The sequence below is a fragment of the Dongia sp. genome (genome assembly GCF_041906375.1).
Taxonomy (GTDB): domain Bacteria; phylum Pseudomonadota; class Alphaproteobacteria; order Dongiales; family Dongiaceae; genus Dongia.
This window is the reverse complement of record NZ_JAYRJJ010000005.1, coordinates 50,923-71,117: the sequence shown is the minus strand read 5'-3', so window position 1 is coordinate 71,117 and position 20,195 is coordinate 50,923. Positions and strand designations below refer to the sequence as shown.

The 20,195-nt window shown below is 62.4% G+C and carries 18 protein-coding genes; all 18 read left to right on the top strand.

Annotated elements, in window-relative coordinates:
- The first annotated feature begins 10 nt into the window (after positions 1 to 10).
- Entirely contained in the window at positions 11 to 1,006 is a 996-nt protein-coding gene (locus ACE3OA_RS15905; protein WP_374312443.1) for a major capsid protein, read from the top strand.
- Positions 1,007 to 1,043: 37 nt separating this feature from the next.
- Positions 1,044 to 1,469, top strand: coding sequence for a Bbp16 family capsid cement protein (locus ACE3OA_RS15900; protein ID WP_374312441.1), 426 nt, complete (start codon positions 1,044 to 1,046; stop codon positions 1,467 to 1,469).
- A 25-nt stretch (positions 1,470 to 1,494) separates the two neighbouring features.
- On the top strand, positions 1,495 to 1,692 hold the full coding sequence (locus tag ACE3OA_RS15895) for a hypothetical protein (protein WP_374312439.1): 198 nt from the start codon (positions 1,495 to 1,497) through the stop codon (positions 1,690 to 1,692).
- Between the two features lie 49 nt (positions 1,693 to 1,741).
- Positions 1,742 to 2,089 (top strand): hypothetical protein, encoded by a 348-nt coding sequence (locus tag ACE3OA_RS15890; protein WP_374312437.1) that lies wholly within the window; start codon positions 1,742 to 1,744, stop codon positions 2,087 to 2,089.
- A gap of 3 nt (positions 2,090 to 2,092) precedes the next feature.
- Entirely contained in the window at positions 2,093 to 2,575 is a 483-nt protein-coding gene (locus ACE3OA_RS15885; protein ID WP_374312435.1) for a hypothetical protein, read from the top strand.
- Entirely contained in the window at positions 2,572 to 3,522 is a 951-nt protein-coding gene (locus ACE3OA_RS15880) for a hypothetical protein (protein ID WP_374312434.1), read from the top strand. Before ACE3OA_RS15885 ends, ACE3OA_RS15880 begins: the two co-directional genes overlap by 4 nt.
- Positions 3,522 to 4,724, top strand: a complete 1,203-nt coding sequence (locus ACE3OA_RS15875; protein ID WP_374312432.1) for a hypothetical protein — start codon at positions 3,522 to 3,524, stop codon at positions 4,722 to 4,724. Before ACE3OA_RS15880 ends, ACE3OA_RS15875 begins: the two co-directional genes overlap by 1 nt.
- A 211-nt stretch (positions 4,725 to 4,935) precedes the next feature.
- Complete coding sequence (locus ACE3OA_RS15870; protein ID WP_374312430.1) at positions 4,936 to 5,535, top strand: hypothetical protein; 600 nt, start codon at positions 4,936 to 4,938, stop codon at positions 5,533 to 5,535.
- Entirely contained in the window at positions 5,535 to 8,075 is a 2,541-nt protein-coding gene (locus tag ACE3OA_RS15865; RefSeq protein WP_374312428.1) for a hypothetical protein, read from the top strand. The genes ACE3OA_RS15870 and ACE3OA_RS15865 overlap by 1 nt, the downstream gene beginning before the upstream one ends.
- Before the next feature lie 40 nt (positions 8,076 to 8,115).
- Positions 8,116 to 8,535, top strand: a complete 420-nt coding sequence (locus tag ACE3OA_RS15860; protein ID WP_374312426.1) for a phage protein Gp13 family protein — start codon at positions 8,116 to 8,118, stop codon at positions 8,533 to 8,535.
- On the top strand, positions 8,535 to 9,134 hold the full coding sequence (locus ACE3OA_RS15855) for a hypothetical protein (protein WP_374312424.1): 600 nt from the start codon (positions 8,535 to 8,537) through the stop codon (positions 9,132 to 9,134). The genes ACE3OA_RS15860 and ACE3OA_RS15855 overlap by 1 nt, the downstream gene beginning before the upstream one ends.
- Entirely contained in the window at positions 9,134 to 10,999 is a 1,866-nt protein-coding gene (locus ACE3OA_RS15850) for a hypothetical protein (RefSeq protein ID WP_374312422.1), read from the top strand. The genes ACE3OA_RS15855 and ACE3OA_RS15850 overlap by 1 nt, the downstream gene beginning before the upstream one ends.
- Complete coding sequence (locus tag ACE3OA_RS15845; protein ID WP_374312420.1) at positions 10,996 to 17,187, top strand: hypothetical protein; 6,192 nt, start codon at positions 10,996 to 10,998, stop codon at positions 17,185 to 17,187. The genes ACE3OA_RS15850 and ACE3OA_RS15845 overlap by 4 nt, the downstream gene beginning before the upstream one ends.
- A gap of 56 nt (positions 17,188 to 17,243) precedes the next feature.
- Entirely contained in the window at positions 17,244 to 18,605 is a 1,362-nt protein-coding gene (locus ACE3OA_RS15840; RefSeq protein ID WP_374312418.1) for a hypothetical protein, read from the top strand.
- Between the two features lie 4 nt (positions 18,606 to 18,609).
- Complete coding sequence (locus tag ACE3OA_RS15835; protein ID WP_374312416.1) at positions 18,610 to 19,098, top strand: DUF4376 domain-containing protein; 489 nt, start codon at positions 18,610 to 18,612, stop codon at positions 19,096 to 19,098.
- Positions 19,095 to 19,430: a hypothetical protein gene (locus ACE3OA_RS15830; protein WP_374312413.1), complete on the top strand. Its 336-nt coding sequence runs from the start codon at positions 19,095 to 19,097 to the stop codon at positions 19,428 to 19,430. Before ACE3OA_RS15835 ends, ACE3OA_RS15830 begins: the two co-directional genes overlap by 4 nt.
- Positions 19,427 to 19,999 carry a lysozyme gene (locus ACE3OA_RS15825; RefSeq protein ID WP_374312411.1) on the top strand — a complete coding sequence of 191 codons (573 nt, stop codon included), beginning with the start codon at positions 19,427 to 19,429 and terminating at the stop codon, positions 19,997 to 19,999. The genes ACE3OA_RS15830 and ACE3OA_RS15825 overlap by 4 nt, the downstream gene beginning before the upstream one ends.
- 1 nt (position 20,000) lies before the next feature.
- Positions 20,001 to 20,195, top strand: coding sequence for a hypothetical protein (locus ACE3OA_RS15820; protein ID WP_374312409.1), 195 nt, complete (start codon positions 20,001 to 20,003; stop codon positions 20,193 to 20,195).

Here is a 20,195-nt window from a genome sequence, read left to right as displayed (position 1 = left end):
ACAGTTAGCAATGGCCATTCTCTCCGCAGTGAACCCGACCCTCGCCGATGTTGCGAAGCGTCTGGACCACAACGGCAACGTCGACACGGTGGTCGAGATCCTCAATCTCACCAACGACATTCTCGATGATGCAACTTTCATCGAAGCCAACGGCCCGACCAGCCATCGGACCACGGTCCGCACGGGCATCCCGTCGCCGACTTGGCGCAAGCTCTATGGCGGCGTCCAGCCGACCAAGAGCACGACCGTGCAGGTCACCGACAACACCGGCATGATGGAAAACTACGCCGAGGTCGATAAGGCGTTGGTCGACCTCAACGGCAATACGACTGCCTTCCGCATGTCGGAAGAGGTCGCCATCATCGAAGGCTTCAACCAGGAATTCGCGTCCTCGCTGATCTACGGCAATGAAGGTACCAACCCGGCGACCTTCACCGGCTTGGCGCCGCGCTACAACTCGTTGTCGGCCGCCTCGGGCGACAACATCATCTCGGGTGGCGGCTCCTCGAACCTCACCTCGATCTGGCTCCTGTGCTGGGGTCCGCAGACGATCCACTGCATCTATCCGAAGGGATCGAAGGCAGGCCTGCAGATCAATGACAAGGGGCAGGTCACCATCGAAAACGTCGACGGTGCCGGCGGGCGCATGGAAGCCTACCGCACGCACTATCGCTGGGATTGCGGCCTGTCGGTTCGCGATTGGCGCTATGCGGTCCGTATCGCCAATATCGACGTTACCGCGCTCACCAAGAACGCCTCGGCCGGCGCCGATCTTATCGACTTGCTCGCGCAGGCGGTGGAACGTCTGCCCGCCATCGGCCTCGGCCGCCCGGTGTTCTACGCCAACCGCACCATCCGCAGCTTCCTGCGCCGTCAGATCGCCAACAAGGTCGCTGCCTCGACCCTGACGATGGAAACGGTGATGGGCAAGAAGGTCGTCGCGATGGATGGCATCCCGTTCAAGCGCGTCGACAAGATCCTCAACACCGAGAGCCAAGTCTCGTAAGCGGCGCCCGGAACCCCCTGACAGAAGGACAGCAAGCATGATTATCGACAAGCGACTTCAGGTGGCCACCGACCAGGCGGTTACGGGTGCTGCTACCAGCGCCTCGACCGACGCCGTCGATCTTGGCACCGACCGCGACGTCGGCCCGGGCCGCCCGCTCTGGCTTATCGTCGCCATCAAGGTGGCGTTGGGCGGCACCACGCCGACGTTCAACTTCTCGATCCAGACCGACGACAACTCGTCGTTCTCCTCGGCCACCACGTTAGTGACCTCCGAGACGTTGTCCGGCGCCGCGGCTGCTCCGGCCGGCAAGTTGATGGCGCTCGCGGTGCCGCTCACCAACGAGCGTTACATCCGCGCCGCCTTCACTCTCGCCGGCACCTCGCCGACCATCACGGTCGACGCGTGGTTCACCGATCAGGAGCCGACGGTGCTTGGCAATCTTATCCCGGACGGACTCTGAGGCCTGAGCAGGAAAGGATAGAACAATGGCTCTCCACAAGGCTCTGGCTGAATGCTTTCACGGCGGTTCTCTCCGCAAACCCGGTGACGTCTTTGACTACAACGGCCCCGAGGTCGCGTACCTCGAAAAGCTGGCGGCGCCAAAGACGGCATCGGGCGCGAAGACGACCGGCGCTCCGAAACCTGGGGCGGCTGGCGGGGACGGCAAGGAACCGCTGGCCTGACTGGAAACGCGGGGCTCCGGCCCCGCGTCTTCTCCTTCCGAGGTGACACATGAGCACGGCCAAGACGACCGCAATCCCGGACAGTTTGAACCAGCGCGTGGCCATCACGACGTGGCCGGCGCTCTTGGCTAGCGAGACGGGGGAGCCAGTTGAAGCGGCTCAGTTCGCTGACCGATCGGTTCAAATCAGCGGTTCGTTCGGTGGCGCAAGCGTGATCGTCGAGGGCTCGAACGACGGCGTGTCATATTTCCCGCTGACTGATCCGCAGGGTAACAGCCTTACGTTTACCGCGTCGAAGCTTGAAGCGGTGACCGAATTGACGCGTTGGTTGCGCCCCCGCGTTAGTGGCGGAGATGGCACTACGGAAATCGCCTTCGTCCTACTGGCCAAATGGTGATCTATGACCGACGTGAAGAAGGCTGTTGAGCAGATCCGCAAGTTCAAGAACAGCTTCGGTCAGATGTTCGATCTGGCCGATGCGTTCGAGAAGTTAGGCTCTATCGAGCAGGCAACCAGCGAAGTGCTGGACCGCCGTAACGCGCTGTTGCGCGAGGTCGACCAGGCGAAGCAGGAGCTCGTTGAGTTGGCGGAGCAGGCTGATCGTACCAAGCGCGACGCAGAGGAGTATGCGGCTACGCTCCGCAGTGCTGCTGAAGCTGAAGTGGAGACGGCAAAGGCAAGGGCAGAACAGGAAGCACAAGCACTCCGCGGCGCAGCGGAAGGCGACGCACAGCGCGTGCGTGACGATATCGTAGCGCTTGAGGCGAAGCGCTTGGAGGCCGGTGAGACACTGACCCGCGTCAATAGCGCGGTCGCAGATGCAGAGCGCAAGCTTGACAAAATAAACACAGACATCGCCAAGCTACGAGACAAGTTGGCATGAGCAGTAGTGTAGCCGCCAATTCGACGGACGGCTTAGGCCCGCCATTCGCTGTAGATAACGCTGCCGGAGTATACTGGCCTTACGGTAAGGTCGCTTACGGCGCGGACGGTGTGCAGGCGCTGGTCACGGCTACGAACGGCTTGCCGGGCAACCTTATCCAGATCGGCGGCGAGGCCGTGCCGCTGGTCAATATGGACTATACCAGTGTCACCGTGCAGAACATGATGCCGGTCGCCCTGGCCTACCGCACGAATAGCGGCCCGGCGTATGTCGCCACGAATAGCGGCCTGCCGGTTGACACCAGCCAAACGGTCATCGGTATCCAGGACGGCTCCCAGAACTATTACCTTTCCGCATCGGCGACGATGAACCAGTCGAGCGGGGCCGGCTTGTTCCCCGCCGTGAATGTCGCGCAGTTCGATGACGTGACCCCGACCGCCATCACCGAAGACCGGTTCGGCAACCTTCGCATGTCGAGCCGCCGTGAGCTTTACGTTCAACTTCGCGACGCCGCCGGCAACGAGCGCGGCCTAAACATCGACGCCAACGGCGCCATTTCCACACAGGCACGGGCCGCGACTGTCGATAGCATCGCCGCCAAGCTTGCGACCGACGCCATCATGAATGGCACGACTGCGCTGACGCCGAAGTTCGCCATCATCGATGCCGCTACCTCGGGCGATAACACGCTGGTGGCTGCAGTATCCGGCAAAAAAATCCGCGTCCTTTCCTGCGTCCTGGTCGCGGCAGGCGCGGTGAACGCTCGCTTTGAGTCAGGCGCGGGCGGCACAGCTCTTTCAGGCCAGATGAACTTGACGACGAATAGCGGCTTTACCCTGCCGTTCAGTCCGGTGGGGTGGTTTGAAACCGCCGCCGCGACATTGCTCAACCTTGAACTGTCAGGCGCCGTCTCGGTGGATGGCTGCTTGGTCTATGTCGAGGTCTAATGGGTAAGGCTCTACTTATAGGCGGGAATAACGCCTCCGTCGCGTCCGGCAGTGAAACGAATTTTTTCGGCGCACTTTCAAATTCGACGGAATCAAACTGTCAATATTCGGCTACGGAAGGAGCGGATTTTACCGGCCTGGGCGTTCGCATTGCTAGCGGCGGTTCAGGTTCTAATACGGTCCAGTTCCGAAAAAACGGGGCGAACGGTCAAAACGTAGTTTCTCGTACCGGAGCAGGCACTGCAGAAGATACGACCCACACCGACACCTTATCGGCAGGCGATCTCTTTAACCTCGCCATGACCGACACCGGTACGACACCGAATTTCCGGTGGTTTCGCGCCAATGTCCAGTTTGCTAGCGGTCACGGATGCTTCCATGCGGCTGCGAGTGTCGCCACCTGCGATGTCCCGTCGTCAACGCGATACCTCCCCATCAGCGGCACACTGGTTGCTGATGGTCAGGCGACAATCGCGAATGTCCAGTGGAAGAATAGAGGCTATACCAGCCTCGAAGCTTTTCAGATTTTTGTTAATTCAAATCTGCGCCTTAATGACAGTGTTTTCAGCGTCAACATCAATGGAGTCGATGTAGGGACGCCAATCACGTTTGGGGCCGGAGCGACTGGACTGCAAACAGTAACCGGCATGGGTATCAGCCTTGCAGACGGTGACTTGATTTGCATTTCGATGACGCTGGGGGCCGGGCTGGAAGATCTGGTCCTGTTTCGGACCGGGGCCACACTCAAGTCCACCAATAATAACAGTGACGCAGTGTGTGGTAGTGCCTTTGGCAGCTCTATTACCGCGTCAGGGACGCCAACATACGTTACTGCTGCTGGCTCGCTCCTCAATCTTTCTGATGAAGCAAATCAGCGCGTAAAGGTTGGCTTCGCCGCGCGGATCAAAAACCTCCGCTGCTACCTGTCCGCCAATACTTACTCGGCTAATGCGACACTCAAGTTGATGGTGAACGGATCTGCCGTCATCACGACGACGATTACAGCATCCGGCGGGGCCGGATGGTACGAAAACAGCTCTGACTATTACGACATCGATGACAACGACGAAATAAGTTACGAAATCGTCGGTGGGACAAGTGGGTCAATAACAGTTCATAGCATCGGCGTGACCTTTGCAGAAATTCCTGCGTCCGGTCCTGTTCAGAAGGGAAGTCACTCCCTGCTTGGAGTTGGTGCATAACCGATGCTCATCTTCTTCTTCTGGTCCCAGCCATCTGGCTCCGCAAGGTCTAATGGGCATGATCGCCTAGTCGAGACGCTTTGTAATCCAAAGGACCGGCAATGAACGCCACGCATTACCTGTTCTTCTGGTTTCCGTCGGGGGGGTCGCCCCCGGCAGTCATTGTTAGCGATCTGATCGTTATCAAGCGGCGCCGCCGCAGGAGGGCATAGTGGCTTCCGTCGTCGATATCTGCAACTTGGCGCTCGGTCACCTCGCCGATGACGCCGAGGTCACGTCGATCAGCCCGGCGGACGGCTCGGCTCAAGCCGGGCATTGCGCGCGGTTCTACCCAATCGCGCGCGACGCGCTGCTCGCGCTCCACGACTGGACCTTCGCCAAGGTGCGCAAGACGTCGCTGGCCGAAGTCGGCGGCGCAACGACGGCGGCGTACCCTTACGCCTATGCACTACCCTCCGGCATCATCAAGCCGATCAAAGCCTTGCGCGACGAGCATGCCGACGAGGAAGACGAGGGGGTCGTCTACAAGATCGAAGGCGAGACGGTCCTCGCCAAGGAGCCCATCGTCACGCTGATCTGCATTGGTCGCGTGACGAACACCGACAAGTTCCCGCCGCTTTTCGTTACGGCGCTCTCCTGGTTGCTGGCCTCGTATCTCTGCGGCCCGATCCTCAAGGAACTCGCCGGTGGCAAGATCGCGCGGCAGATGTATCAACAATTCCAGGTCACGTTCGGCCAAGCCACCGGCACTGACGCCAACCTGTCGAACGCCGAGCCGACGCATACGCCTGGCTGGATTGGGGCGCGTTGATGGCGGACCGCACCTCAAAGCTCTTTCGCTCTTTCGCCGGCGGGGTCATCTCGCCCGAAATGTTCGGCCGGCTGGACCTGGATAAGTTCCAGACTGGCGTCGCGCGTGCCGACAATTTCCTGATCTTGCCGCACGGTCCGGCGCAGAACCGGGCGGGGTCGAAGTTCGTAAATGAGGCGAAGGACAGCACCAAGAAAGTCCGCGTCATCCGCTTCAACTACAGCCGCGCCCAGACGGCCTGCATCGAGCTAGGCGGCGGCGCGATCCGTTTCCACACCAATGGCGCGACGCTGCTCGAGACGGGGCAGGCGATCACCTCTATCAGCCAAGCCAATCCCGGCGTCGTCAACAAGGTGGCACACGGCTACTCCAACGACGAGTGGGTGTATCTCTACAACTTCGTCGGAATGCCCGAGCTGGGCGGGCGCTTCTTCCGGGTGAGCGGCGCCACGGCAGATAGTTTAACGCTGCAGGATATGGCGGGGAACCTGCTCGACACGTCGGCGCTCGCGGCCTTCGTCTCAGGCACGATGGCGCGGGTCTACACCTTGGCGTCACCCTACCTCGAGAGCGAACTGTTCGATATCACCTACACCCAGGACAAGGACGTCATTACGTTGGCGCATCCGAATCACCCCGTGCGCGAGCTGCGGCGGCTTGGGGCGGCGAGCTGGCAATTGGTGGAAGCAACCTGGGCGCCGTCGCTGGCCCAGCCAGCGAGCGCGGCAGCGGCGGTAAAGACGGGCTCCGGGGCGGTCGCCTACGAATACGCGGTTACTGCTGTTGACGCGACGGGCGTTGACGAGAGCTACCCTCGCACAGCGGTGGTCGCATCGTTCAGCATTACAGGCATCACCAAAGCCAATCCCGGCGTCATCAGCACGAGCGTCGTGCATGGGCTACCCGTCGGCGCCCGGGTGCAGATCGTCAATATCGGCGGCATGACCCAGATCCCGGACGGGATCTACAAAGTCAACACGGTGCCGACCACCAGTTCGTTGTCGTTGAAGCGCATTACCGACGACACCGTCGTCGATACGACGAGTTTTTCAACCTGGACGGCGGGCGGCGAGGTTCGCAGCATCGAAGTGTCCAACAACCTGTCGACGGCGGGTAACGCGAACAAGATCACTTGGCCGGCCGTGACGAAGGCGGCGCGCTACAATGTCTATAAGCTGCGCAACGGGCTCTACGGCTATATCGGGCAGACGACCCTCCTTGAGTTCATTGACGACAATATCGCGGCCGATGTGCTCCGGACGCCGCCCGAGCCGGGGTTGGCCAACCCCTTCCCGGCACCGGGGGACTACCCGGCAGCGGTAGGCTATTACGCCCAGAGGCGCGTGCTCGGGGGAACGAACAACCGGCCGCAGAACGGGTGGATGACGAAGCCCGGCACCGAGAGCAACCTGACCGCATCGGTGCCCGCCCAGGACGATGACAGCATCTCGTTCCGCATCGTCTCCGGAGAAAACAACACCATCAAGCATATCGTCGCCTTGACCGATCTGCTCCTCCTGACCGAGGACGTCGAATGGCGACTGGTCACCCAGAACAGTGACGCGCTCACGCCGAGCACCTTTGAGGTCAAGGCGCAAAGCTATGTCGGCTGCAACAACGTGCGCCCGATCCTCACCTCGCGGTCGGTGCTGTTTATTCAGCAGTCCGGCACGCGCATGCGCGAAATGAGCTACGACTGGGAAGTCAACCAGTACAGCGCCAACGATATCTCGCTGATGGCGCCGCAACTTTTTGACGGCTACACCATCGTCGACATGGCCTTCCAGAAGGCGCCATACCCGATCGCCTGGTGCGTCCGCTCCGATGGCGCCCTGCTTGGGCTCACCTACGTGCCCGAGCACAAGGTCGCCGCGTGGCACCTTCACGTGACCGTCAATGGCGCCTTCGAGAGCGTCTGCACGGTGCCGGAGGGGACAGAGGACGCCGTCTATGTCGTGGTGCGGCGTACGATCCAGGGGCGCACGGTGCGCAATATAGAACGCTTCTCAACCCGGCGTTTTGCGACGCTGGCGGATAGCTTCTTTGTCGATTGCGGTGTGAGCTATGTCGGTACCCCAAAGACGACGTTCTACGTGCCTCATCTGGAAGGGCAGGAGGTTGATATCTTGGCCGACGGCGGCGTCGTCGGTCGACAGACGGTAACCAACGGCAAGATCGAGCTGGGGGTGCCCGCCGGCAAGGTGCATGTCGGCCTGCCGATCAAGGCGGTCCTCGAGACGTTGCCTTTGACCCTTGAACAGTTCCCGGCGTTCGGCACAGGCATGATGAAGACCAACGGCAAGCTCGCGCTGCGGGTCAAGGACAGTTCGAACATCCGGGCGGGGCAAAAGATCGACAAGCTGACCACGTTCAACCAGCGCAGTACCGAGAACTACGATACGGCGCCCGCGTTGAAGGACGGCATTGCTTCGATCCATCCGCCGGCCGGGTGGAGCTATGACGCCCCGATTTTCGTGGTCCAGGACCAACCCTTGCCCGTCACGATCGTGGCGCTGACGACGGTGGCCGCCGGTGCCTAAGTATCAGGTCCGCCCCATTGCTGTTGGGGATATCGCTTTCTTGGCCGCCAACCTCCGCGCCGCCGATAGGGCCGAGCTCATTGCGGTACAGGGGTATGACGATGCCCTCGGGGCAATCTCCTTGTCGGTACTCCGCTCGACGGAAACCTGGGTAGGGGAAGACGAAAGTGGGGTCGTCTGCATGTTCGGCGTCGGCCCTATAACCCTGCTGACCGGCACGGGCCGCCCGTGGATGCTGGCGACCGATCGGCTGGACCGCTGGCCGGTGGCGCTTAACAAGCTTGTCGGGGGCTATCTTAGGCGGATGCTGGACCAGTATCCGCACCTCGAGAACTGGGTCGATAGCCGGAATACGCGCCACGTGCAGTGGCTGCGCCGGCTCGGCTTCACGCTCCACCCTGCTCAGCCGGCGGGGCCCTTTGGCGTGCCATTCCACCGCTTCGAGATGGAGGCCACCTGATGTGCCTTTTCATGGCGCCGGCCGCGGCGGCGGGCGCCGCTGCAGCCACCACGGCGACCGCGACGGCTACCACGGCCGCCACCGCAATGACGGTAGCCTCTCTCGCCGCCGCAGCTATCGGCGCAGGGGTGAGCGCCTACGGGCAATGGCGGCAGGCGCAGGCGCAGAAGGCCATGGCCAAGGCTGAGGCCAAAATGGCCGAGCAGAACAAGAAATACACCGATGCTCAGGCGGCCGACGCGGTCACACGCGGTGGCGAGGCGGATATAGAGCTCCGCCGGAAATACGCTGCGACACGGGGCAAGCAGGTCGCGGGGCTTGCCGCGAACGGCGTGGCGCTGGACGAGGGCAGCGCGCTCTCGGTGCTGCAAGATACCGACATGTTCGAGCAGATCGACAGTCAGCGCACCCGCAACAACGCCCGGCGCGAGGAGTGGGGGTTCAAGGTCCAGGGCGCCAACTACGCCGGCAACGCGGCCATGTCACGCACGGCGGCGGCAAACATCGGCTCCTCGTCACCTTACGCCATCGGCGGCACGCTGCTCTCGGGTGCCGGGGAGGTGTCCGATCGATGGCTGCGATATAGGGAAGTCACCTAATGGCCGTCGTCCCCCGGATCGGCAACCCTTCAGTCGACACCGCGCCGCTGCCGAATGCGCGTGTTGCGGTCGACCTCAACCCCGACGCCTATGGCGTCAACGACGGGCGCGCGCTCCAACAGACCGGCCGGCAGATATCGGACGCGGGGCAGGGCTTGCTCAATGCCGCCGTGCATATCCAGGAACAGCAGAACACCGACATGGTGTTTCAGGCCGAGGCCAAGCTGTCCGAGGATTGGCTCGCCTACCAGAACGAGGCGACGCAACGACGCGGCACGGCCGCATTCGGCCTCAGCAAGGACACGGCCGCCTGGTTCGACAAGCGCACGACGGAGATTGCCAAGGACCTTCCGTCCCAGGTCAAACGCATCTACGACCAGCGCGCCCTTCAGCGCCGGCTTTCGGGTATCGAGTGGGCGGCCGGCTACGAGCGCCGCGAGCGCGATGCCTCTCTGGAACAGAGCTTGGCCGCCAGCCTTGCCGCAGCGCAGAACGAAGCGGCGGCCAATCCGTCGCCCGATGCTGTGGCAACGGGCGTGAAGAACATCGAGAAAAATCTGCGCGCCACGGCGCAGGTCATGGGTTGGGATGCGACCTATCTGGATCAACGCATCCTTGAGGAGCAAGGCAAGCTGCACGTGGCCGTGATCAACAATATGGTCGAGAGCGATCCTCGCGGCGCCCGGGCCTATTACGCCGAGCATAAAAACCAGATCCCCGGCACCGTGCAGGATCAGGTTGGAAAGATCGTCGACAAGAGCGTTAAGGTCCTCGACGCCCAGGATTACGCGGACGCGGCCATCGCATCGGGCGCCAGCGAGACGGAGGTCTTACGGCGCATCCGAGCAAATTATCAAGGGGACGACGAGGAGTTGATCGTCGCGCATGTCCGTTCTCGGTTCAACGAACGGGATGCGGAGATCGCGCGCGCGGAGAAGGCCAACCGCGATACCGTCTGGAACGCGATTGCCGAGGCGGGCGGCGATATGACGAAGGTGCCTACCAAGACGCTATCTGCGCTCGATGCCTACGACCAGCAACGTGCGTTCGACTATGCGGAGAGGCTGCGCAACGGCAATGACAGCACCACCGATTGGTCGGCCTATACCAATTTCATGATGCTGCCAGACGCCGAGAAGGCGAAACAGGACCCCAGCAAATTGCGCCCGGTGCTCGGCAACACCGAGTACAAACAGGTCATCGGGATAATCGATGCGCTCAAGAACCCGACCGTCAAGCCGATGGCCGATACAGCGACGCCAACCCAGCAGGCAAACATGGCGGCCGACGCGCTCGGGCTCACGGGGGAGGGGATGGTGTCGCAGCGCGGCATGTTCACGTCCGGTATCCTCGACCGCGTCGAGGCCTTCAAAACGGCGAACAAACGCGAGCCCAGCTATTCCGAAGTCAAGGACATGATCAAGGAAGTTACCGACTTGGCGGCGCAGCGGCCCGAGTTTTTCAAGCCGGAGCAAAAGCCCGACGCGGCGCCGACGGCCACCTTGGAGAGCCAGCTCAGCACCGCGCACGATATGCTCGACCTGGGCGGCGCAAAGAAGGCGGCCGAGCGGGGGGCCTTTGATACCCTCGTCACCAACGAGGTCGACCTTTACCGCAACGCCAATGGTGGGCGCGATCCGGACTATGCCGCCGTACAGGGAATTATCAAACGCGCGACCAAAGAGACGGTCGTCGAAAAGGAATGGTGGCCCGATAGCACGGTTACGCCGCTTTCGGTCGAGGTGCCGGCGGACGACCGCAGCAAAATCGAGGCCGAGTTTATGAAGTCGCGTAGCCGGAAGCCCACCGAGCTCGAGGTACGTGAGGCCTATATCAAGGTTCAAGCCAAGAAGGCGGCGCAATGAACGGCGACGACCAGAACGACTACGCCGGCATTGCCGAGGAAATCGATAGCGCCGATACCCTGTCGCCACCGGTTGACGACAACCCCTACAGCGGAATTGCCGACGAGCTGGACGGCACGGCCGACCGGCGGGCGCAGGCACAGCTTCGCGCCAGTGTGGCCTGGGCCAAAGAGCAGAACCCCAACATCGTCGCGGACGTCATGCGCGCGGTCGACGCGGTCGGCCTCCCGCGGGGCGCGGTGCCCTATCTCGGCGAGGACTTCCTTGATCGCACCAAGACTGACGACATGCTGCGCGCGCTCGACCGCGCGCCCGTCACGAAAGAGCTTTCCGGCGACCGCTCGTTTCTGTCACTGGCGCAGGACGACATTCCGAGCATCGTTGCCATCGAAAGCAAGATGGATCAATTCGGCACGCTGGCGCCGGGTAAGGAGAGGGCCTTCGATTTCTCGGCGGTGCGGCAGGCAAAGAATGTGGGCGATAGCCTGCTGATCGGTACCGGCGTGGCCAGCAAAGGCATTGTCGGCATGTTCCTGAACGGCGCCGAGGCGTTGGGTATTCAGGACGCCGTCGATAGCTACCGCTGGTGGATCGATAGCATCAACCGCAACGAGGCCGCCCTGCGCGGCCGGCAGTCTTTCGGCAGCGAATTGGAGCAGACGGTCAATCAGGGCGTCGAAAGCGTACCCGGCTCGGCAGCGGGGATCGCCATATCCGCCCTTGGCGCACCCGAGCTTGGCATTCCGATGATCGGGGCGCAGGCCTACGGCAACGCCTATATCCAGGCGCGCGAGAGTGGCCTGTCGATTGGGCAGTCCTCGGTGTTCGCCGGTCAACAGGCCGGTGTCGAAATGCTGACGGAGAAATTGCCCTTCGACAATCTGATGCGCGGTCTCAAGGCGGGATCGCCGCTGCTCAACCTGCTCGGTACCCAGCTCCTGGCAGAGATCCCCGGGGAACAGATCGCAACCGCCTGGCAAGACGCCAATGAGTGGCTGATGCTCCACCCGACCCAGACCCTGGGCGACTACATGGCGGCGCGTCCGAAAGCCGCGATGGATACGCTGGTCGCGACGGTGACCAACACCTTGATGACGACCGGCGGCTCGGCCGCGCTCAACGTCGGCCTGCAGCGCCTCGAGGCTTGGCGCGCCGAGCGGAAGTCGGAGAAACTCAAGGAGATTTTCGCCGATGCCAGCAACTCGAAATTGCGTGAGCGCGACCCCCAAGGGTTCGCGCAAGCCGTCCAGAAAATGGCGGACAAGGCGGGGGCGCCAGAGGTCTATATCGAGGCGCGAGCCTTGGCGCAGATTATCGACAAGGCCGGCGAACAAGCCTCGTCAATCGCACCCCAACTGGCGTCGGCGCTCGAACAGTTGCCGGAAGCCATCGCGGCCGGTGGCGACGTGCGCCTCCCTGTCGGCGCCCTCGTGGCAGCGGTGTCGGGTACCAGCATAGAGCAGGATATCCTCGACAACATGCGTGCCAATCCCGACGCTCTCAGCGTGGTCCAGGCCAAGGAGATCAGTGCCGGCGACGCCATGGCGGAGCTTGAAAAGCAGGCCCAGGTCATTTTTGAGCTGCAGCAGAACAACGATACTTTCATGCAATCGGCCGACCGGGTGCACCAGGAGATTCTCGGCCAGCTCAATCAAGTGAAGCGTTTCACCGAGACGGTCAACACGAGCTACGCTGAGCTCGTAAAGAACTTCTATGCCGTGCAGGCCGACAAGCTCGGCGTAACGCCCGAGGAGCTCTATCAGAAATTTCCTCTGCAGATTGCCAGTGCGGTCGAGCCCGGGGCACAGGGGATGGATCAGGCCTTTCGTCCTCGACCGTTTATCGAATTCACCCAGAAGCTCGATGCGCTCAAAGCGGGGCAACCGATCCGCGGGGAAAGCCTCGACATGGGGCGCACCATGGCCACCTTGCGCGCGGCGGGCTTGCCCGACCTGCCGCTGGTCTACCAGCAGCGCGAAGCCCACAAGACGCTACTCGGCAAGCATAAGGGCCTGATCGATGAGGAGACGCTACGGCGCCTGCCCGATCAGCTTGGCGACCCTGTACTGGCCTACCGACAGGAGGACGGTCGCACCGTCGTGCTGTTCCGCGATGCCAAGGGCAATGATGTGCTGACCGTAATCAAGCCCAACGCGGTGAGCGGAGGTCGACGGGTCAACCTCATTGTGACGACGCACCCCAAGGCACGGCCGAACTCCGTTCTCGCGGCAATCCGCGAAAACCGGGTGACCTACTATCATCGGGAGAAAAGCCTTGGCTGGTTTGACCAGGCCCATCAAAGTGCGCCGAAGCGCGATGGGGAGGGAGCCCAACCAAGGCCAGCCCCTAATGTAGTAACCGACGCCGACGTCGTCAAGGATGAGACATTGCGGCAAGGCGAGGCGGCCCCGCGCGGGTTCTATACCCCCTCGGCCCGCCGTATCTCTTTGCTGCAAAATGCAAATTTATCAACTTTCCTGCACGAGACGGGGCATTTCTTCCTCGACGTCTACGAGGAACTGGCGAGCCAGCCGGAAGCGCACCCCGAGATCACGCGCGATATGCAGACGTTGCTCAAATGGTTTGGCGTCAAGGACATCGCGACGTGGCGGGCGTTGTCGTTGAAAGAGAAGCGTCCCTACCACGAGAAATTTGCCGAAGGGTTCGAGCGTTACCTGTTCAAGGGCGAGGCGCCCAGCGTCGATATGCAAGGGCTGTTCGCCAAGTTCCGCGCCTGGATGATCGCCGTCTACAAATCCCTCAAGGGCACTTTCTCGCCGGAGGTGAAGGCGGTCGTCGATCGGATGATAGCCAGCGACATGCAGATCGCCCAAGCGGAGGCGGTGCGCAACATGGCGCCGATCTTCTCCACGGCCGAGCAAGCCGGCATGACACCGGAAGAGTTTGCGGCCTATCACGAGCTCGCGCAGCGAGCGACGGAGGAGGCCCGGCAGGATCTGCAGAAGCGCAGCCTGGCCGATATGAAGTGGCTTTCCGAGGCCAAGGCCAGGGCCCTGCGAGAGGTGACCAAGGACGCAAAGCTAAAGCGCGCCGAGGTCGAGGCCGAGGTGCGTGACGAAGTCCTGCGCCAGCCGGTGTACGCAGCGATGCGCTTTATGTCGCATGGCGAGTTGCCGCCCGGGTTCGAGCCCACCAACAAGGCGGCCCGCCGGGCGGGACAATCCAGCCAACTCCAAGGGAACAAGATATCGCTCGCCGCCCTTGAGGAGATGTACGGCCCCGGTGCGCCCTCGCTCTCTACCGGCAAATATGGTTTGGCGACCAAAAAGGGCGGCCTGCACCCGCAGGTCATCGCCGACCTGTTCGGTTTTCGCTCGGTCGACGAGTTCCTGCAGGCGATCACCAAAGCCGAGCCGCTCGGCGATCTGGTCGAGGGCATGACCGACCAGCGCATGCTTGAGCGCTACGGCGACATATCGAGCCCCGATGCTCTTGAGCGCGCCGCCGAGGCCGCCGTGCACAACGAGGCCCGGGCACGCTTTATCGCGGCTGAGCTTGCAGCCCTGCAGAAGGCGAACGATACCACCACGCAAACCGGCACGGACAGGAACGGTCGCAAGATCAGTGCCAATACGCTGGTACTCGCGGCGCGGAAACTCGCGGCCGAACTGATCGGGCGGACCCTCGTCAAAGACGTCTCGCCCGCCCAATACGCCGCGGCGGAGGCCCGCAACGCCAAGCAGACGTTCGAGGCCATGAGCGCGGGCGATCTCGAAAAGGCAGCAGCAGCCAAGCGGCAGCAATTGATCAGCCACCGCACGGCGACTGAAGCAATCCGCGCGCAGGCCGAGGTGCAGAAGGGGCTCCGCTACCTGTCCAAATTCGCAAAGGACAAGGTACGGCAGAATATCGACCCGGAATATGTCGAGCAGATTTTTAACCTGTTGGAGCGGTACGACCTGCGCAAGTCGACCACCCAGCGCCAGATGCAACGCCGCCAATCGTTGCTGCAATGGTATGAGGCCCAGCTCGCCGGCGGTCAGCAGCCCGTCGTGTCGCAGGCCCTGCTGACGGATGCCCGCAAGCTATCCTACAAGCAACTCACGGTCGCCGAGTTTCGCGACCTTATCGATGCGGTCAAGAATATCGAGCATCTGGGCCGGCTCAAGCAGCGGCTCCTCACCAACAAGGATGGGCGCGAGTGGGACGCCATCAAGGCGGATATCACGACGTCGCTGCAGGCGAACCGTACGACCGATCGCCGCACCTATAGCGAGGACGGCTGGCGCGCCAAGGCGGCCGATCTGTGGAACGGCTTCTTGGCACTGCACCGCAAGGCCGCCAGCCTGATCTATGAAATGGACGGTTTCAAGGATGGCGGCGTCCTGTGGAACTATTTCATCCGACCGATGAACGAGCGCGGCGCGCTCGAAGCCTCGATGCGCGAGCGCGCCACCATCGATCTGTCGCGGATCATGAAGCCGTTGCTGAAGAAGGGCGGGCTCGGGGGACGTCGGATCCTGTACGCCGAGGTTGGGCAAAGCCTGACGCGGGAACAGCTCATCACCGTAGCGCTCAATCGGGGGAACGAAGGCAACCTGCAGCGCCTACTCGACGGCGGCATCAAGAACAGCGGGCCGCTGCGCATTGAGCAGATCGACGCGTTGCTCAGCCATCTGACCGCTGACGAGTGGAAAGTGGTCCAGGCGATCTGGGACTATTTCGATAGCTACCGCCCGCAGATTGCCGAGAAAGAGCGCCGAGTTACCGGCGTCGAACCGGAATGGATCGAGCCGGCGCCGTTTGCAACGCCGCACGGCACAATGCGCGGCGGCTACTATCCGATCAAATACGACGCCAAGGCCAGCAAGAAAGCCGAGCAGTTTGCCAACGCCGAGGCCGCGCGGGCGCAGATGCAGGCGGCCTTTACCAGCTCCACGACCCGGCGCAGCTTTACCAAAAGCCGGGCCGAGGCCGTAAGCGGTCGCCCCTTGATCCTGAATTTCAGCGGCATCTATCAGGGGCTCAACGAGGTCATACACGATCTGGCTTGGCATGAATGGCTGATCGACGCCAATCGCATCCTGCGCGACGAGAGCATTGACCGGGACATGCGCTCGGGCTGGGGGCCGGAGAGCATCCGCACACTCACCTCGGCCGTCGAGGATATCGCTCGCGGGGACGTCGGGGCGCAGAACGAATTCGAACGGATCATCAACCATCTACGGACCGGCGCGACTATCGCCGGTTTGGGGTGGAACCTCATGACGTCATTGATGCAGCCGCTCGGCCTGACGCAATCGATGGTGCGTGTCGGCACGCCATGGGTGGCCAAGGGGATGACGGCTTGGATCAAAAACCCGGTCGCCTCTATCGAGCAGATCCACGCCAAATCGGAATTCATGCGGCTGCGCGGCAAGACGATGCAGCGCGAACTTAACGAACTCGAAAACCGGGTGCAGGGCCAATCCGATGGCGGCGCGCTGTTCCAGACCTCGCTGTTCTACATGATCCAAAAATTCCAGGCTTTGGCCGATGTGCCGACTTGGTTGGGGGCGTACGAGAAGGCCCTTGCCGGCAACGAGACGGAGGAGCGCGCCGTCGCCTTGGCAGACCAGGCAGTGCTCGACGCGCAAGGCGGCGGCCAGCAAAAGGACCTCGCTGCGATCCAGCGCGGCGGTCCCATGATGAAGCTGTTTACCAACTTCTATTCGTTCTTCAACACCACCTGGAACTTGGCGGTTGAACGCACAAAGGCGACGGCGGCAAAGCCCAGCCCACAGGCCATCGCCGGCTTGGCGGTCGATTACGCCCTGCTGTTCGCTGTCCCGGCCATCGCCGGCGAGCTCATGCGCATCGCCCTGAACGTCAGTATAGGCGGGGAGCCGCCCGACGAGGAGGAGATTGCCAAGCGACTTGCCGCAGCGCAGCTCTCCTACCTGCTCGGGACATTGGTGGGCTTGCGCGAGATCGGTGGTGCCTTTGGCGGCGCGGTCGGCTACAGCGGTCCCGCCGGAAATCGGTTTTTTGCAAGTCTCACCGATCTTGGCAAGCAGGTCAGCCAAGGCGAGCTCGACCGGCCGTTGGCCCGCAAGGCGATTGACGTGGTCGGCATTCTGACCCATCTGCCTTCCGGGCAGATCAACCGGTCGCTCGACGGTGTTATGGCGTTGATCGAGGGCGACACCGTGAACCCCGCCGCGGTGCTCCTGGGCGCCCCGCGCTAGTGGCGCATGACGCCACGCACGGCGGGTAGGATGGCGACAAACCGGAGAGCATCGCCATGCCCGTTAATTCAGCCGTTCGTCGTGCTGGGCCCTATACCGGCGGAACCGTGTTTCCGTTCGACTTTACGGTGTTCGAGGACACCGATGTGCAGGTCGTCGTCACCAACAGCGATGGGGTCGACGCGACCCTCGTCCTAGGGGTCGACTACACCATTTCGCGCAACGCCGACCAGAAGAACGACCCCGGCGGCGAAGTCACTTACGCCAGTCTGGCGGGGGGATCATCTCTCGTTATCCTTGGGGCGATCGATTACGAGCAAGGGGTCGAGCTACCCTCGGGCGGCAATTTCAACGCATCGGTTATCCAGCAGGCGCTTGACCGCGCCGTGATCATGATCCAGCAGTTGCGCGAGCAGATCTCGCGGGCGCTGCTGCAACCCGTATCGACGGCGTCAACCGACTTGGCCGTACCGGAGCCGGAGGAGGGAACCTTCCTCCGCTGGGTCGGCGGCAAACTCGTAAACTCGGCGCTGGTCGTGGCTGGCGCGTTGTCTTTGCCGGTCAGCATCGCCAACGGCGGTACAGGCGCCTCTACCGCCACCAACGCACGCACCAATCTGGGCCTGGGCACGCTGGCGACCAAGGCCAGCGTCACCCACACCGAGCTCGACAAGACGGCCATCTCCGGACAAACCGAGCTCACCGGGGTCGACACCGCCAACGACTTCGTCCTCGCCTGGGACGCCAGCGCCAACGGGGGCACGGGCGGCTTGGTTAAGGTCAAGCCGCAGAACCTTATCAGCGTCGGAGCGGCATCGCTCGACGTCCTCACAAAGACCGCGACCTACCCAGCCAACAACACGACCGACAAAGGCAAGGTCATCCGCTTCACGACGTCGAGCACGATCCTGCAGTTGCCAGCGGTGTCGGGGAACGCGGGCCTTTGGTACTGGGTCGAGAACGCGGCGGCGAGCGGCGACGTCACAATCGATCCGAACGCGAGCGAAACCCTCGACGGCCTCGCAACGCGTTTGCTACGCCCCGGCGATCACGTGCTTCTTTATTGCGATGGCGCGGGGTGGAAGACGCTCTCCGGCGCCTACAGCTTTGAGAGCGCTGAGCAGACGGTCACTGTCGGATCGGTCGCTGTTGTCGCCCACGGCCTCGGCAAGAAGCCGGAGAACGTTACGGTGTGGCTGCGGTGTAAGACTGCAGAGTTCGGCTGGTCTATCGGGGACGAGGTGCTTGTCTATGGCGCCGGCCTGGGCACCAACTCCGGCGCGTATGCGGATGCCGCCAACATTGGCTTACCGATCGCCGGAGCATATGCGTTTCAGGTCAACACCAAAGGCGGCGGCGGCTACAACAACGTCACCCCGGGGAACTGGCGTGCCGTCATCCGCGCGTATGTGAGGTAGCACGATGCAAAGGTTCTTCATCGACGCGCAGGGTTATCTGATCGGCTCATACGACGGGCCGGACCCGCACCCGTTCGGCGAGAACACTACGGCCCTCGACCATGGACCGACCGACGGTCGCATGCGGTGGGACGGCACGGCGTGGTGTCTAGACAAGAGCATCTTGCTGGAAGTTGCGGCGGAGAAGCGTTGGCGGGTAGAGCAGGGCGGGACGACCTGGAACAGTTGGGCGCTGCCGACCGATGACCGTTCACAATCGAAGTATCAGGCCGAGCTCGCTGCGGTAAACGAAGGGGTTCGCCTGGACGGTGACTTCTGGAAGTTCCCCCACGGTTTCGAGCCCATCACAAACACGCAAATCCGCGCGATGGCGATACAAGCCCGGCAGCACGTGCTGGGCAGCTTCGCGCACGAGGCCCAGCTCCAAGGGCTCATCATGTTGGGCCAGATCACGACCCCAGAGCAGATCGAGAATTGGGAGGGCTGGCAGTGACAGGCGGCGAGCTCAACGAAACGTCGGTCGCCATCGGCGAGTTGAAAGCCGGCTTGGCGGCCCTGCGGCAAAACCATGACGACAAGGCGCGCAAGGACGAAGACTTCCGCAAAGCGGGCTACGAGGCGTTCGGCGCACTTAAGCACATCGCCAAAACGCAAGAGGAGCATGCCGCCGCGCTTAAGACGCACGGCGACCGCCTTGACGATGTGGACCAGCGGCATAGCAGACAGAAGGGCGTCATGGTCGCCCTGGGCGCGGTTGGCTCGGCTATTATGGGCGCCGCCGGGTTGCTGGTGCAGTACATCACATCCGGTCCGAACGGCCAATGACGGTCGAGCGCCAAGCGCCAAACCGCATCGGCAAGGTTCCTCTGGCCATCGCGGGAGCCGGCGCGCTCGGCATTGCCACCTTCCTGCTGCAGCCGTTCGAGGGCCGCGAATACGACGCCTATTGGGACGCGCCGGGTCAAGTCTGGACGATCTGTGACGGCGCCACGACGGGGGTCAAGAAAGGGGATTTTGCCGACGATGCTGACTGCAATCGCATGACGCGGCGGGATGCGGCGGTCGCCGATGCGACGCTGAACCGCTGCGCCCCTGGGGTCGAGATGCCACCATATCGGCGCGCCGCTTTTATCGACTTCATCTACAACGTTGGCCCAGGCCGCACAGGTATCAAAGACGGCTTCTGCGTCCTGAAATCCGGCCGACCGTCGACGATGCGCGTCAAGCTGAATAGCGGCGATCAAATCGGCGCCTGCAATCAACTCCCCTTCTGGAACAAGGCCGGCGGCAAGGTGCTGCGCGGCCTCACCGAGCGCCGCGAAGTCGAGCGGCTGATCTGCCTCGGCCTCATCGTCGAAGGCGCCGGGCACTGGCACGACTGGAGAAAGCGTTAACATGAGCCAGCTCAAGCGCGTTGAAATCTATATCCCCAGCGACGTCGGTTGCCGTTGCGTCGTTCGCACCGAGACGCTCGGCGGTTCGGCGGTACCCGGCGTCCCTTTCCGCATCATCGATCCCGGCGAAAGCGCGGCATTCGAGCTCGATCCCCTGTCGCAACAGCTTGTCGTTGCGGCCAAGCCGGAGGAGTAG

Coding starts and splice junctions, on each gene's coding strand:
- ACE3OA_RS15820 (WP_374312409.1), top strand. CDS start 20,001: ATGAGCCAGCTCAAGCGCGTTGAAATCTATATCCCCAGCGACGTCGGT.
- ACE3OA_RS15865 (WP_374312428.1), top strand. CDS start 5,535: ATGGCGGACCGCACCTCAAAGCTCTTTCGCTCTTTCGCCGGCGGGGTC.
- ACE3OA_RS15825 (WP_374312411.1), top strand. CDS start 19,427: ATGACGGTCGAGCGCCAAGCGCCAAACCGCATCGGCAAGGTTCCTCTG.
- ACE3OA_RS15855 (WP_374312424.1), top strand. CDS start 8,535: ATGTGCCTTTTCATGGCGCCGGCCGCGGCGGCGGGCGCCGCTGCAGCC.
- ACE3OA_RS15840 (WP_374312418.1), top strand. CDS start 17,244: ATGCCCGTTAATTCAGCCGTTCGTCGTGCTGGGCCCTATACCGGCGGA.
- ACE3OA_RS15850 (WP_374312422.1), top strand. CDS start 9,134: ATGGCCGTCGTCCCCCGGATCGGCAACCCTTCAGTCGACACCGCGCCG.
- ACE3OA_RS15900 (WP_374312441.1), top strand. CDS start 1,044: ATGATTATCGACAAGCGACTTCAGGTGGCCACCGACCAGGCGGTTACG.
- ACE3OA_RS15890 (WP_374312437.1), top strand. CDS start 1,742: ATGAGCACGGCCAAGACGACCGCAATCCCGGACAGTTTGAACCAGCGC.
- ACE3OA_RS15895 (WP_374312439.1), top strand. CDS start 1,495: ATGGCTCTCCACAAGGCTCTGGCTGAATGCTTTCACGGCGGTTCTCTC.
- ACE3OA_RS15845 (WP_374312420.1), top strand. CDS start 10,996: ATGAACGGCGACGACCAGAACGACTACGCCGGCATTGCCGAGGAAATC.
- ACE3OA_RS15905 (WP_374312443.1), top strand. CDS start 11: ATGGCCATTCTCTCCGCAGTGAACCCGACCCTCGCCGATGTTGCGAAG.
- ACE3OA_RS15835 (WP_374312416.1), top strand. CDS start 18,610: ATGCAAAGGTTCTTCATCGACGCGCAGGGTTATCTGATCGGCTCATAC.
- ACE3OA_RS15875 (WP_374312432.1), top strand. CDS start 3,522: ATGGGTAAGGCTCTACTTATAGGCGGGAATAACGCCTCCGTCGCGTCC.
- ACE3OA_RS15880 (WP_374312434.1), top strand. CDS start 2,572: ATGAGCAGTAGTGTAGCCGCCAATTCGACGGACGGCTTAGGCCCGCCA.
- ACE3OA_RS15885 (WP_374312435.1), top strand. CDS start 2,093: ATGACCGACGTGAAGAAGGCTGTTGAGCAGATCCGCAAGTTCAAGAAC.